Origin of the sequence: Paenalcaligenes suwonensis, assembly GCF_011290505.1 — a bacterium.
GTDB lineage: Bacteria > Pseudomonadota > Gammaproteobacteria > Burkholderiales > Burkholderiaceae_B > Paenalcaligenes > Paenalcaligenes suwonensis.
On sequence record NZ_JAANPV010000009.1, the window covers coordinates 170,160 to 181,747 of the forward strand.

The 11,588-nt window shown below is 49.8% G+C and carries 15 protein-coding genes and 2 tRNA genes; 1 reads left to right on the forward strand and 16 read right to left on the reverse strand.

Annotated elements, in window-relative coordinates:
• Positions 1-3: 3 nt before the first annotated feature.
• The 9 genes from GY634_RS14200 to GY634_RS14240 all read right to left on the reverse strand — a co-directional run bounded on the left by GY634_RS14200 (position 4) and on the right by GY634_RS14240 (position 7,456).
• Entirely contained in the window at positions 4-1,473 is a 1,470-nt protein-coding gene (locus tag GY634_RS14200; RefSeq protein WP_207625615.1) for a phospholipase D-like domain-containing protein, read from the reverse strand.
• 300 nt (positions 1,474-1,773) lie between these two features.
• Positions 1,774-2,031, reverse strand: a complete 258-nt coding sequence (locus GY634_RS14205; protein ID WP_166409388.1) for a DUF5339 family protein — start codon at positions 2,029-2,031, stop codon at positions 1,774-1,776.
• 510 nt (positions 2,032-2,541) lie between these two features.
• Complete coding sequence (locus tag GY634_RS14210) at positions 2,542-3,669, reverse strand: site-specific integrase (RefSeq protein WP_166409389.1); 1,128 nt, start codon at positions 3,667-3,669, stop codon at positions 2,542-2,544.
• Positions 3,608-3,856: a DUF4224 domain-containing protein gene (locus GY634_RS14215; RefSeq protein WP_166409390.1), complete on the reverse strand. Its 249-nt coding sequence runs from the start codon at positions 3,854-3,856 to the stop codon at positions 3,608-3,610. Before GY634_RS14215 ends, GY634_RS14210 begins: the two co-directional genes overlap by 62 nt.
• 23 nt (positions 3,857-3,879) lie before the next feature.
• A complete protein-coding gene (locus tag GY634_RS14220; protein WP_166409391.1) occupies positions 3,880-4,605 on the reverse strand; it encodes a DUF2786 domain-containing protein in 726 nt (241 codons plus the stop codon).
• A 35-nt stretch (positions 4,606-4,640) separates the two neighbouring features.
• Complete coding sequence (locus GY634_RS14225) at positions 4,641-4,829, reverse strand: DUF1382 family protein (RefSeq protein ID WP_166409392.1); 189 nt, start codon at positions 4,827-4,829, stop codon at positions 4,641-4,643.
• Between the two features lie 2 nt (positions 4,830-4,831).
• Positions 4,832-5,527 carry a hypothetical protein gene (locus GY634_RS14230; RefSeq protein WP_166409393.1) on the reverse strand — a complete coding sequence of 232 codons (696 nt, stop codon included), beginning with the start codon at positions 5,525-5,527 and terminating at the stop codon, positions 4,832-4,834.
• Positions 5,524-5,703: a helix-turn-helix domain-containing protein gene (locus GY634_RS17460; RefSeq protein WP_166409394.1), complete on the reverse strand. Its 180-nt coding sequence runs from the start codon at positions 5,701-5,703 to the stop codon at positions 5,524-5,526. The genes GY634_RS14230 and GY634_RS17460 overlap by 4 nt, the downstream gene beginning before the upstream one ends.
• A 172-nt stretch (positions 5,704-5,875) precedes the next feature.
• Entirely contained in the window at positions 5,876-7,456 is a 1,581-nt protein-coding gene (locus tag GY634_RS14240; protein ID WP_166409395.1) for a DNA cytosine methyltransferase, read from the reverse strand.
• 106 nt (positions 7,457-7,562) lie between these two features.
• On the opposite strand from GY634_RS14240, the gene GY634_RS14245 reads away from it, so the two are divergent.
• Positions 7,563-8,237, forward strand: coding sequence for a hypothetical protein (locus tag GY634_RS14245; protein ID WP_166409396.1), 675 nt, complete (start codon positions 7,563-7,565; stop codon positions 8,235-8,237).
• Positions 8,238-8,467: 230 nt separating this feature from the next.
• Here the strand turns inward: GY634_RS14245 and GY634_RS14250 are convergent, their stop codons facing one another.
• The 7 genes from GY634_RS14250 to GY634_RS14280 all read right to left on the reverse strand — a co-directional run bounded on the left by GY634_RS14250 (position 8,468) and on the right by GY634_RS14280 (position 10,968).
• Complete coding sequence (locus tag GY634_RS14250; protein WP_166409397.1) at positions 8,468-8,698, reverse strand: hypothetical protein; 231 nt, start codon at positions 8,696-8,698, stop codon at positions 8,468-8,470.
• A gap of 159 nt (positions 8,699-8,857) precedes the next feature.
• The gene (locus GY634_RS14255; RefSeq protein WP_166409398.1) at positions 8,858-9,649 is read right to left on the reverse strand and encodes a DUF2303 family protein; all 792 of its coding nucleotides are present in this window, start codon (positions 9,647-9,649) and stop codon (positions 8,858-8,860) included.
• A 14-nt stretch (positions 9,650-9,663) separates the two neighbouring features.
• Entirely contained in the window at positions 9,664-9,999 is a 336-nt protein-coding gene (locus tag GY634_RS14260) for a hypothetical protein (RefSeq protein WP_166409399.1), read from the reverse strand.
• A 62-nt stretch (positions 10,000-10,061) separates the two neighbouring features.
• On the reverse strand, positions 10,062-10,562 hold the full coding sequence (ssb, locus tag GY634_RS14265) for a single-stranded DNA-binding protein (RefSeq protein ID WP_166409400.1): 501 nt from the start codon (positions 10,560-10,562) through the stop codon (positions 10,062-10,064).
• A 3-nt stretch (positions 10,563-10,565) separates the two neighbouring features.
• Complete coding sequence (locus tag GY634_RS14270) at positions 10,566-10,766, reverse strand: hypothetical protein (protein WP_166409401.1); 201 nt, start codon at positions 10,764-10,766, stop codon at positions 10,566-10,568.
• A 46-nt stretch (positions 10,767-10,812) separates the two neighbouring features.
• Positions 10,813-10,888, reverse strand: a tRNA-Arg gene (locus GY634_RS14275).
• Between the two features lie 6 nt (positions 10,889-10,894).
• Positions 10,895-10,968, reverse strand: a tRNA-Gly gene (locus GY634_RS14280).
• Positions 10,969-11,588 lie beyond the last annotated feature (620 nt).

Here is an 11,588-nt window from a genome sequence, read left to right on the forward strand (position 1 = left end):
ATTTTATAGGTAGGGGCTAGCTAGCCAGATCACTCTATTGCGTAAACGCTTATGGAAAGGCAGATTCTGCAGGTGTTCTAGGGTGAGGGCTTCAGCCGTTTCAATTTCGTTATCAATGAGATTCGATACCTGACCAGTAATAGCGGTATCGTAGATTTCTAAGTCCAACTCAAAGTTCAGGCGCAAACTGCGAGGGTCCATATTGGACGAACCCACATAGCTCCATTGGCCATCTACTGTTGCCAGTTTGGAATGGTTAAAGTTGCCGGTTGCCATCCACACTCGGCAGCCTGCACGAATTAACTGATCAATCTGCGCCATCATCGCATAGCCTACCAAGCGCAGGTTATTGTTTTTAGGGATCACGATGTCCACTTGCACGCCACGGCGAGCAGCCGTATTGATAGCCCCCATTAATACTTGGTCTGGCAAAAAGTAGGGGCTTTGAATACGAATGTGGCGGGTTGCAACCGCGCATGCGCCTTGCAGCATGTGGTGGTTACTGCCAATGAAGCGGTCTGGGCCCGAGCGTATGCAGCGTGCAGGCACATAAGGTTGCGGGGGATTCCATTCTTTTACACACCACTCGGCATAAGGCAGTTCTTCCTTGGTGGTGAATTCCCAGTCGTGTGCGAACGAAGAAAACAATTGCAAGATAGCGGGGCCTTCAATACTGAAGTGGGTATCTTTGGCTGTATTCTCTTTACCAAACTCGCTCATAAAGCCTTCGCGTATATTCATACCTCCCGCAAAAGCGTGAGTGCCGTCCACAATCAACAATTTACGGTGGCTACGTAGGTTAGCGTAGGGCATACGCATAAAACCCAGCGGATTGGTCATGAATAAGGCGTGGGGGATTTGGTGTTTACGCAGTAATCTAGTGATAGGTGGGTGCGAATATTTAGCACCTACTGCATCAATTAACACACGGATATTGACACCACGGGCATGAGCCTCGGCGAGTGCCTCAATAAAGATACGGCCAATACGGTCATTATCAAAAATGTATGACTGCATTGCGATCGTGCTTTTTGCTTGGCGTATTGCCTCTAGCATGGCAGGGTAAGCCTCGTCTCCTCCAGCCAGTAACCGTACATGGTTACCATTACGCAATTGAAAGCGACTGACTCTATCGCCCAATATATGTAGGGATCTGAACTGTATGCCGGCGCAGCTTTCTATGTCGGATACGGGCGGTTCAGGGTAACTAATAAACTGTTTGAAAGTTTTGTCGCGTTGTTCGTAGATTTGGCTGCGACGTACACGGTTAATACCGGCAATCAGATACAGCAATGGTCCCAATAGTGGCGACATGATAATGACGCCTACCCAGCCGATGGCGGCACGCACATCATTTTTGTTCATTGCGGCATGTATGGCAGCAGAAGCGCTGACGAGCACGCTAAATGTTAGAACAATATGAGGCCAGTACTCAGACAGAAATTCGTGCAGGGTAGAAATGTGTTGATGCATGGATAGCAGTGCAAACCTACGTGTTATGTATTAAACGCCAAGTCGTAACAGGGTATAAGAAAGTGGCCGTTTATACCAGCATGCTACGCGAGAAAGTGAGCGGTAAAACAAAGTGTTAGCGTATCAATGCTAGGGGGTGTAGGCCGCGCGAAGGCGCGATGGGTGTGGTCTGCAGCGAAATGTGTTTTTTATTGGTTGGTTTTTATTATGTGATTAACCAATAACGTTGTAGTGAATGTGGGCTAATAAAAAACCACATGCAGAAGGGAAGGCCCTTTTGCATGTGAATCTCATGGCGAATTAGTTGCCCATGCTTTTCATCATTTCTTCAGCTTGTTTCATCGCATCGTTAGCGGCGTTGCATGCTGCGTCTTGTGACTCTTTAGGCATGGATTCGATCATGGTTTTGGATTCAGCGTACTGTGATTTGATCATATCTACTTGGCCTTTCATGGCGTCGTGAGATGCGATTTGTTCAATGTACTTGTCCACAGCTGCATAGTAGTCAGTGCATGCTTGGGACATATCGGCAGCAAATGTAGCCGAAGGCATGGACATAATAACGCCAGCCAAAATTATTTTTTCATAAATCACCTTATGCTATGTATTTAATGACAGAGGTTCTGTAATAGTGCCTACAGTTTCTCTGCGTGGAGGCCAACAAATTTGGTGTTGGAAATTCCACGTTCGACATTTAAGCAAATGTGATTCGCGGTATGGGTTACAGGGTGTATCTATTTTGGTCAGGCAGTGATACTTGCGATATATCGCTACAAGTGCAAATATAAAAGACGAAAAAAAAGACCGCTGGTTGCGGTCTTTGTTCTAAAGTATAGATTTTCATCTATCTTTCATTGTGTATGAATTGTTGTTCTTATTAGCAGAGGAAAGCTAGAAAGAATTTGGGGTGACCGATGGGGCTCGAACCCACGACAACCGGAATCACAATCCGGTCAATAGAACCTCCGAAACCCGCACGGCTTAAGGGTTTTCGCAATTTGTCGTTAGAACAAAATGCAAAATACCTGCAAGCAAACATGCGGGTTTCAAGAAAGCCGTTCTAAAGTTTTACTCGGTTGCAGATGCTCTTTTTACCTTGCGCTGGTCATAGTGTTTATGTGTAGTAGCGGGGTTGGCGTGTGCCGCAAAATCGTACACATCAGCGGATCGGTTCTCCATCTTGCGAGTGATGGCAGCAGGGCGAACGTCAGCTAATGAGAAGTACAGAGGATGGCTAACTAAGTTGTCTGCTTCTGAGTACGTGGCATCAGCAGACTTTATCCACGCTCTCATTGCATCTTGCCATGTTGATGACCATCCAGACTTTGAGTAAGCCAGCCCACGTCTAGTGGCAGCAAACAGCACTAGGCTTTCTAATTTATCGCTGCGCTGTAAGGCGCGAGTAACCACGCAGCGAAGCCTTGGCGACCACTCTCTTAACTTATGCACAGGCGCTTCACCCATTTTACGTTTAGCGCCGACAACAAACACGCCGGCATCGCTAATACCAGATTTAGGGAACGGTCGTACCTCAGCCGCACGAAAGCCCGTTAAGTATGAAAACATGGCAGCACACCCCATGGTGCGGTAGGCTTGCTGCTGTTTGATGGACCAAAGGTAGAACCTGACAATCTGGCTGCGTTCGACAGTACGGACAACAGAGTCGTATTTGTTCTGCATGAGGTCTTTGAACGGGTTGATTTCAATTAGACCCCAGCGGATCGCATAGTTACAGACTGTGGACATTTGCGCCATTTCTTTGTTTGCGCGGGCGGGGGCGCCGCTTTTTGCTCTGGCATCTAAGTATTGGTAACCGTGAACGGGGCGCATAGATGCAGGGTGCATTTTTCCAAAGAATGCAGTCAGGTTTTTGTATGCGCTTTCCCTGCTGGATTTTCCGTGCTTGGACTGGTCAAGGTAGTGCGTGGGGTCTACCTCTACGCGGAAGCGGTCAATCATTTCAGCCACAGATCCCGCCACTACCCGACCCTGTTGAATTTCGGCGGCTTTATATATAGCTGCTTTTTCTGCTTTACGAGCCTCTTCTCTACTACCTGGTTCAATAGATGCAAGGGTTTCGCTGCGACCATCAGGGTGCTTGTATATCCAGCTTATTTTCTTTTTTCCTACGCGCTTATAAAGACGCGCCACCCCTGTTGCGGTCCACGAAGGCGTTGAAGTTTGGCGTTGGGTCATGTTTTTTCGTTCCATTAGCAAGCCCCATCTTTGAATCGTGATATGCCCGGGCTACTTTGGGCAGTCCATTACGATCAGGTATCCATCGCCACCCGGCGTCATCAAGCCATCTGGCCATTAATGTTCGTTGGTTGGGTTTGCAGCCAACAAGATCGGCCAGCTCGTCAGCTGTGAGATAGTCACTCATATTAGCTCCAGAAAAAACCCGGCTTATGCCGGGTGTGTAGTTGCGTCTGTAGTAACCCGTGCATTGGGTGCGGCGGTACCAACACCGATGTTGATGTTTTGGGCTTTGCCTGCAAGGTAGCCTGCTGCAAGCGCTAGGGCGTCTCGCTCTTTGGGTTTGCTCTCCCTGCTTTTCCGGGTGGGGATGTTCTCAGTCAGGTGGTTGGCCCCGTCAATCTCTGCTAGGTGCATGTTGCGCTCGTCGGCGCTCATGCTGAGATAGATGTTGCGGACGGTTGTAATTACACCGCTGGCAAAAGCCTCATGAAAGGTATTACGTGCAGTGTCAGTTGTGGTGATGTTATGGCGCTTCAGTAGTTGCTTGTGTTCATCCCACGCTTTAGCTTGCGCTCTGGAAATAACATCGCTGATGTAGAGCGCGATTTCAACCATGGGTTTTTTCCCATAGAAGGTAACGGCCATTTTTTGATTGAGGTTTGTGTAATAAGCGATTTGACAGCCGAAGATAAAGCCAATTGATGTGTAAAGGTCTACTTTCCATTTAGCATGGTCTTTGGTAGCCGTTTCAAAATCGCCGCTGCCAAACTCGGCTTCGCCCAACTCCATGTACGTGATGGAGTATTTTTCCATCATGGCGTCGGCACGTTTACGTGCAATAGCAGCTTCGTGTTCGTTGCTAGACCCAGCTAGGGCCAATAATTTACGGATGCGCTCAACGTAACGAGAGCGGTTGTCATCGTTTTCTGTCATGTTATTTCCAGTAAAAACCCCGCATTTGCGGGGTGTTAGTCTGTGTCTGTATCTACGCTCTCGAAGTGATACGCCGCGAGTGATGCAGCTGCCTCTTTCTGTGCGTCGCTAAAATAAGGCACGCATACGAATGCTATGCCGCTGCGTACCATCTGATCGGCAACCTCTAGGGATTTGCGCATATCCAATACGGATGCTCGGTACGCTGGGATTTTTGCTGTCATGGCTACTCCTCGTTTGTTCGCAATGGTGAGCCGAGCAGTTCGTACCGCTCTAAAAGTGACAAAGCGTCATTGACCTTGTGATGTGTACGTGAAGCTAGTTGTAGCCCATCACTTTTTGCTGCTTTCGCAATGAGCTTGATTGTCATTGATAGCGACTGAATTATTATGCGAGGGTCAACTTGCTGATTTGACGATTTCGTCAAGTTGACGGACTCAGGCGGATGCACAGGGCAAGGCCATCGCAGTGAGCCGTTACCGGATGGGCAGGTGCATTGCGTATCAGGTGTTAAGGATTCCATGAGGGTTGATGCCTGATGAGTAGCGGTGACGATGGGTGAATTGTCTTCCCGCATTGCAGCGGCCATAGCATCGCCCATTTCGGCGTAATTGGTTGTATCCCAGATAGCGCCTATACCGCCGCACTCTCTACACCCAACACCCAAGGTGCATTTCATCACTTGGCTATATGGGCCAGTAGGGTATCCATCATTGCTTTCATGGCAGCCAGAGCAGGTGGCCCAGCAGCCATTACCCTCTGCCAATATATCGGCTACCACTCGTAGCTCAATGGGCGCGGCCCTGCTGGCCAACTCTTTCGCCAGCATGTCCATATCATCTGCATGCTGCTGGCGTTCAGTCTCGATTAGCTTAACCAGGTCGGTTTGGCTCATTGTTTCGAGCGCTTGTATCTGTGTCATGTCTTAGTCCTTTGTGCACTCAGCACATTAAAAACAGTTGTTCTTGATACACCCACCTCAAAAGCGATGTTTCGTTGGCTCATTCCGGACTTGGCCAACTGGATGATGCGTGTCTTACGGTCAGGTTTACTGTGTAGGCTCATGAGCTGAGCCGCCATGTTTTGTATAGCCGTCATGTAAAAAGCTCCTGTTGAGAGGGGGCGTTAGCAATTAGATATAGAGCCTCCACAAGTGCTTTAGCTCTTTGCTGTGCGTGTAGGCGTATAGGGTGTTGTTCGGGGATTTTGCTAGTGAGCACATCAAGGACTTCAGCGGCTTCGCTGATGATGGATTTGTCCATACTGGCTCCTATGCCTGCATACGCATGGCTTGCTGTTCTGAGTAGTTGGCTTGTACGAGTGCGTGCGCGAGAGGTGGACATACGCTGTTACCGCACATTCGTACCTGCGCTGTTTTGGTTAGTGGTGAGCCGTCTGGCTTGCGGTCGATGACGTAGCTTTCGGGGAAGCCTTGGGCGCGGTACAGTTCGCGCGGGGACAGCATGCGCAGGCCAATGTCTACTATTTGATAGTCGATGCCGTGGACAGTCACGAGGCCGAAGCGGTCGCGTGTTGGAACAGTGTGTAGCGGCTCATTCAGGCTTTGGCCATCTTGATCGTTGCCGTAATACTTGACCAAGAAAGAGCGGACTTCACCAACATGGCCGCCACCAGCGGTAAGGGTTGGCATTGGATCATCTAGGCTGCGGCCAAACTGGTTATTGCGCAGTTGCAGTAAGTGACTAGTAACTAAAGCTGCAGGTGCACCGCTTGCTGTTATGGTGTTGAGCGGCTGCTCGATGTCACGTATGCCGTGACTGAAACGCTTAGTACCGCACTTGCCTTCACCGTGACCAAGATGCACAAGGTTTGCGGTCACAAGGCTGTGGTGGTCAACGCTAGTCACGGTGCCGAGTGGGTCGTTTAGGTCGCTGCCAACTACGCCGGTGTAATGTCTGGCGAGAAAGGCCGTTACCATCCCCATGACATTGCCTGTGCTCATGCGTTTTGTTTCACCGCCTGCAGTGACTGTATGCAAAGGCTCATCAAGGGCGGTTCCTACAGAGCCAGTGCGGAACTTGGTTATAAAGCTGACGCCACCAGGTACGATGAACGGGTTAGCTGATTCCACAACGTAGCGCATGATGCCTTTAGCAATACGTCTGCAGGTAGCGTCAGCAAGGGGGCGCTTGCGTTCAAATATGGACGGGCACGGTATAGACCAGTCTATGATGCTGGACGCTGGTGTCCACGTCTTTTGGCTTTTCTCTGGCTTTTGGTAATGTGTTTGCTCAGGCCATACGATAGGCAGGCCATCACACCGGGCAACCATGAAGAAGCGTTTGCGGATTGTAGGCGTGCCGTAGTCGCTGGCGCGCAGCTCCTTGTATTCGAGGCGGTAACCAAGCAGGCGAAGTTGCTCTTTCCAAAGCTGGAACGTTTGCCCTTTACGTTCAGGGCAAGGCATGCCGCCATCTGTTAACGGTCCCCACGTCTGAAACTCTTCCACATTTTCAAGAATGATTACGCGGGGGCGCACGGCCTTTGCCCACTTCACCACCACCCATGCAAGGCCACGTATGCGCTTTGAAACAGGCTTGCCGCCTTTGGCTTTACTAAAGTGTTTACAGTCAGGGCTTGCCCACAAAAGGCCAACAGGCCTGCCGCGTGTGGCAATCAGCGGGTTGATCTCAAAAACATCACTTACTAGGTGCTGCGTTTGTGGGTGGTTCACTTCGTGCAGTGCTATGGCTTCTGGATCGTGGTTAACGGCAATATCTACAGCGCGGCCGATGGCTTGCTCAATACCGGTACTGGCACCACCGCCACCGGCAAACAGGTCAACCACCAGCTCATCATGAACCGGTAATAACAATTGGGGTGTCAGCATGTGGATCTCTAAGAGAAAGCAACAGCGAGTGCTATTGCGTAGTGTTTGGGCACAAAAAGAAACGCACTAAGCGTTACACTTGGTGCGTCTATGGGATGGAGGGGGTATGGGTAAAAAAACACTTCTTAAGTGGTTGTCAAGAGTGCTGATCTGGGTAGTCGTAGGCGCTGCTCTTGGGGCGGTCGCAATTGCTACGTTTATATCCTATGACTTGGGCACATTGAGTGCTCCGTTTGGAACTGATAAATGGGATTTCTCTACGCTTAGCTCTGAATCCACGGCGTTGGCGGCAATTATTACCGCTGCTGTCGCCCTTTATATTGCCAATGCAGATAAGAAGCATAGGAAAAATGAAAAAATCACAACGGCCAAAAACTACATTATTTCTATCTGTGGAGATCTGTTTAGGGCAAAATCACTTCTTAACTCTTGCGGGATAAACACCAGAGAAGGCAAGATATCCTTCGCATCTAGAGATGATTATCAAAATGCGTTATTAATAATTAGCTCGATCAATGTTTTGTTGATAGCAGATGCCAGCCAGAAGTTCTCCAGAAATATTGCCGGGGTTAAACAAACGCTCATAATGCTGGATGAGGCATTCAGGATAGGCGGTGAGTTTAAACAAAAAACACATGCCTCTGATCCTGAGTCAGAAAACCAGAACGGACGAGTACCTCACCCTTTTGAAATTGTTATGCCTCGGTTCTGCGCATGTGTTGACGCATCATCGGATTTACTTTGCGGGGTAGAGGATTGGGAGCGATCTCTGAAAAAATAGCCTCAGCCTATATTTTATAATGCAATTCACTCTTAATCTGCACCTGCAAAATAAGGATGTCCGCTAAAGCTCAGTAGATATATTTACTTTCCCGGTGCTCGTTATACCTAGCGCGTGTGCTGAGAGCTTGTACTGGCTTACCTCCATGCGCTGTTTGAGCTTCTTGCGCACGCTGCAGGTTGTAGCGTTCAAGAGGTGATAGGGCAGGGGTAACAGCTTTCTTGGTTCGTTTAGCTTTCATCGGGTTTTACTCTCCACCCGCCTCCGTTACCGAACACCAGACCAACTGGTGATATTTCGGTACTGAGGGCGATTTTTCCGGTTGAGTGATAGCAGTATGTTTTGCAACGGCTGAGCATTTTGTACGTATGCCCGCCGTCATTTGCAGTTAGGGTAAAAAATTGCCCCGGCTGGATATGCTCCAAGCGGGGCTTAGGCTTCATGCCTTCTAGTTGTTTCATGGGTTGCCCCGCAGCACTACTTCATTGAAATAGGCCAGTGCGCAGGCTGCTGCTAATGCAGCAATCACGGCCAGCACTGACCACCACTTGAGCTTCTTAGGCCACACTTTCTTTGTTCCATTAAAAACCCCGCGTTTGCGGGGTTGGGTTGTTATGCGACTAAGGGGTGCCACGTAGGATTTTCTGCTCGGTTTCTACACTGATTTTGGTGAATACATCGCGGGCAGCATCTTCAATGATTTTGTGGGGGCGTACCATTTCGTACCACATTACCAAGATGGCATCGTTGATTCGGTAGCGTAAGCGGCACTCGACCTTATAGGCTTCGCCACCGTCTAGCACCGCAATACCAATAGAGAAAATTTCAGGGATTTGCAGCTTTCCTTTAGAGGCTGTGCCTTGAATTTCCTCTTCGTAGGTAAGTTCTGTCTGCCCATTCTGTAGACGGATACCAGAGGCGAAGTTCACTTTCTTTTTGGCTTGTAGGCTGCGGGAGATTTCCAGCATGTCAGCACCTACCGGCTCTACGATGTCTGGCAGGTTGCGTTCAATAAAATCAGCAAACTCAGCCTGCTTCATCGCCTTGCCATCGCTCTTGGACCATTCCAGCCACTCGGCAGAGAATGGGCAGGCGTATTGAACGCAGTGATCTTTCCAGCCAGCACTTACAAGGGTGTGGTCGTTCAGTACGCCAATGAATCTAGGAGGATTCAGTTTTGCGTAGATTTGGCTAGAGTCAGTAGCATGCTTGTTGAAGTATTGGATGAAGCTATCAGCGTCATCCATAACCACTGTGCCGGTCGCTCGGTTAGGGGCTGGTAGGTGTTTCTCTAGCGATTGGAGGTGATAGCCTTCGGGCACGACGGCATATGTGTTGGGTGCGCCTGGTATAGCAACGGGCTTTCCAAGTGCTGCGCCGGCGGCAAGTGAATCAGAAATGATCTTTTCCATGACTAATGTTGTCCTTATACGGTTTTAAGATTTTGAGGTTTTTCGGAGCCAATAGACTTCAAGCCTTCGATAGTCATTTGGCGTGGGTCCTCGCGTTGGAGGTTGCCTTCTGGCGTGGCCCACATAATGGAGCCGCCTTTTTCAAGTTCAGGCACAGTGGATTTAATGGTGTCAGTGATTTCTAGCTCACCGCTTTTCCCCGGCTTGAGTTTGATTTGCAGGGTGAGTGATCCGGTTTTGCCGGTATTGATGCAAGCGTTAACGACTTCTTGCATTTTTTCGGTTAGTTCGTCGTGGAGTGTTCCATAACGGAGGTCTTGAAGAACCTCGCCAAATGTTTTGTTGCTCATGATTTCCTCGGATTAAAAAAGCCGCAGGATAAGCGGCTGTGGGTGATGCGTTTGGTAGGTGACTAGATAGCGTATTCGTGACGAGCAAGCATCGGTGCGAATGGGATGTCATCGTCCATATCAGCTATACCGCTACCGCCTTGGCTGGCTGCTTGGTACGGGTTACTTTTGGAGTTTTGCGCAGGCGCTCGTTGCTGTTGTGGTGGAGCGCTGTATTCATCGCCACCATCACGGCCACCTAGCATTTGCATCTGGTCGGCAATGATTTCTGTGGTGTAGTTATCTTTACCGTCTTGGCCTTGCCATTTGCGTGTGCGCAGGCGGCCTTCAACGTAGACAGAGCGGCCTTTTTTCAGGTACTCACCAGCGATTTCGGCGAGGCGGTTATAGAACACCACTCGATGCCACTCGGTTTCTTCTTTACGTTCGCCGCTATTGCGGTCTTTCCAGTTGGAGGTGGTAGCAATTGAGATATTGCAGATGGCGTTACCTTCTGCGCCGTAACGTACTTCTGGATCACGGCCTAAGTTGCCCACCAGAATTACTTTGTTAACTGAAGCCATGAATTAGTGTCCGGGGTAGGGGCCGGTGAAGGCCAAGATTACATAAATGGTGATGCAGACCAGCCAGCTCCAAAAGTAGGCTTGTGTGGGTATTACTTCGCTGGGGTCGATAGGTGGTCGGATGTGGTGTTGCCAAACCCATGAGGCGGTACCGCACACAGCAAATGCGGCCGTCCACAGGAACAGGCTTGCGAGCATGCTCATGATGTATTTCCTGTTGAGTTGTGGGCGGTATGCCCGATGGAGAAACTGGCGCGTCTGGCAGGATTTGAACCCGCAACCGGTGGTGTAGAAGACCAATGCTCTATCCGTTGAGCTACAGACGCTGAATATGGAGCGGGATAGGGGGATCGAGCCCCTGTAAACAGCTTGGAAGGCTGCTGCCTGACCCCTCGGCCAATCCCGCGAAAGAGTTTTTCAGAGCCGAAGCCCTGCTAGGGTACGATCCCTAGTTTTAGACATACCTTCATCTGGTCTATTACTGTTTTTATTTAAGTGTGGTTGACCGTGCGCAGAACACACTTGATGGCGCTGGCTGCATCCTTCTTCCAGCTTGGCTCTCGGGATTACGGGACGTTTGAGAGCCTTATGTCCCCTAGCGCTTTGCCTGCGCTTACTGCTGCCATCAAGTGAGTGCTGATCGAAGCAAGCGGGATTTAGACACCTTCCAGCTCGGCACCCGCACACTCGGAGCTACCCGATCTTGTCTATTCCGCCCCTTCTAGCTTTTCAGGGGACCGTAGAGGCTGGCTATCGCTTGTCAGCACTCACTTGATGGCCCCAGACACTTACGCGGTCTGGGTTACGGTAGGGTTAGCCTGAGGATTACCTACTTGCGGTACTTGCCGAGGATTGCCGCAAACTCCAATCTCGCCTCGGTTGATTCTTATCACATAGGCATGCTTGGCGCGACTCAAGCTGTCTAAAGCATTCCACTACGCTTGCCGAAGCAAGAAACAGTATCTATGCCTATGTGATGCCCCTCTTACGAAGGGCGGTGGTTACTGCACGTTTCTTTTTTCTTTC

What these genes read in the sequence shown, in the direction of transcription:
- GY634_RS14200 (WP_207625615.1), bottom strand. Translation starts at nt 1,473, where the DNA reads ATGCATCAACACATTTCTACCCTGCACGAATTTCTGTCTGAGTACTGG.
- GY634_RS14205 (WP_166409388.1), bottom strand. Translation starts at nt 2,031, where the DNA reads ATGTCCATGCCTTCGGCTACATTTGCTGCCGATATGTCCCAAGCATGC.
- GY634_RS14210 (WP_166409389.1), bottom strand. Translation starts at nt 3,669, where the DNA reads ATGACCCAACGCCAAACTTCAACGCCTTCGTGGACCGCAACAGGGGTG.
- GY634_RS14215 (WP_166409390.1), bottom strand. Translation starts at nt 3,856, where the DNA reads ATGAGTGACTATCTCACAGCTGACGAGCTGGCCGATCTTGTTGGCTGC.
- GY634_RS14220 (WP_166409391.1), bottom strand. Translation starts at nt 4,605, where the DNA reads ATGACAGAAAACGATGACAACCGCTCTCGTTACGTTGAGCGCATCCGT.
- GY634_RS14225 (WP_166409392.1), bottom strand. Translation starts at nt 4,829, where the DNA reads ATGACAGCAAAAATCCCAGCGTACCGAGCATCCGTATTGGATATGCGC.
- GY634_RS14230 (WP_166409393.1), bottom strand. Translation starts at nt 5,527, where the DNA reads ATGACACAGATACAAGCGCTCGAAACAATGAGCCAAACCGACCTGGTT.
- GY634_RS17460 (WP_166409394.1), bottom strand. Translation starts at nt 5,703, where the DNA reads ATGACGGCTATACAAAACATGGCGGCTCAGCTCATGAGCCTACACAGT.
- GY634_RS14240 (WP_166409395.1), bottom strand. Translation starts at nt 7,456, where the DNA reads ATGCTGACACCCCAATTGTTATTACCGGTTCATGATGAGCTGGTGGTT.
- GY634_RS14245 (WP_166409396.1), top strand. Translation starts at nt 7,563, where the DNA reads ATGGGTAAAAAAACACTTCTTAAGTGGTTGTCAAGAGTGCTGATCTGG.
- GY634_RS14250 (WP_166409397.1), bottom strand. Translation starts at nt 8,698, where the DNA reads ATGAAACAACTAGAAGGCATGAAGCCTAAGCCCCGCTTGGAGCATATC.
- GY634_RS14255 (WP_166409398.1), bottom strand. Translation starts at nt 9,649, where the DNA reads ATGGAAAAGATCATTTCTGATTCACTTGCCGCCGGCGCAGCACTTGGA.
- GY634_RS14260 (WP_166409399.1), bottom strand. Translation starts at nt 9,999, where the DNA reads ATGAGCAACAAAACATTTGGCGAGGTTCTTCAAGACCTCCGTTATGGA.
- ssb (WP_166409400.1), bottom strand. Translation starts at nt 10,562, where the DNA reads ATGGCTTCAGTTAACAAAGTAATTCTGGTGGGCAACTTAGGCCGTGAT.
- GY634_RS14270 (WP_166409401.1), bottom strand. Translation starts at nt 10,766, where the DNA reads ATGAGCATGCTCGCAAGCCTGTTCCTGTGGACGGCCGCATTTGCTGTG.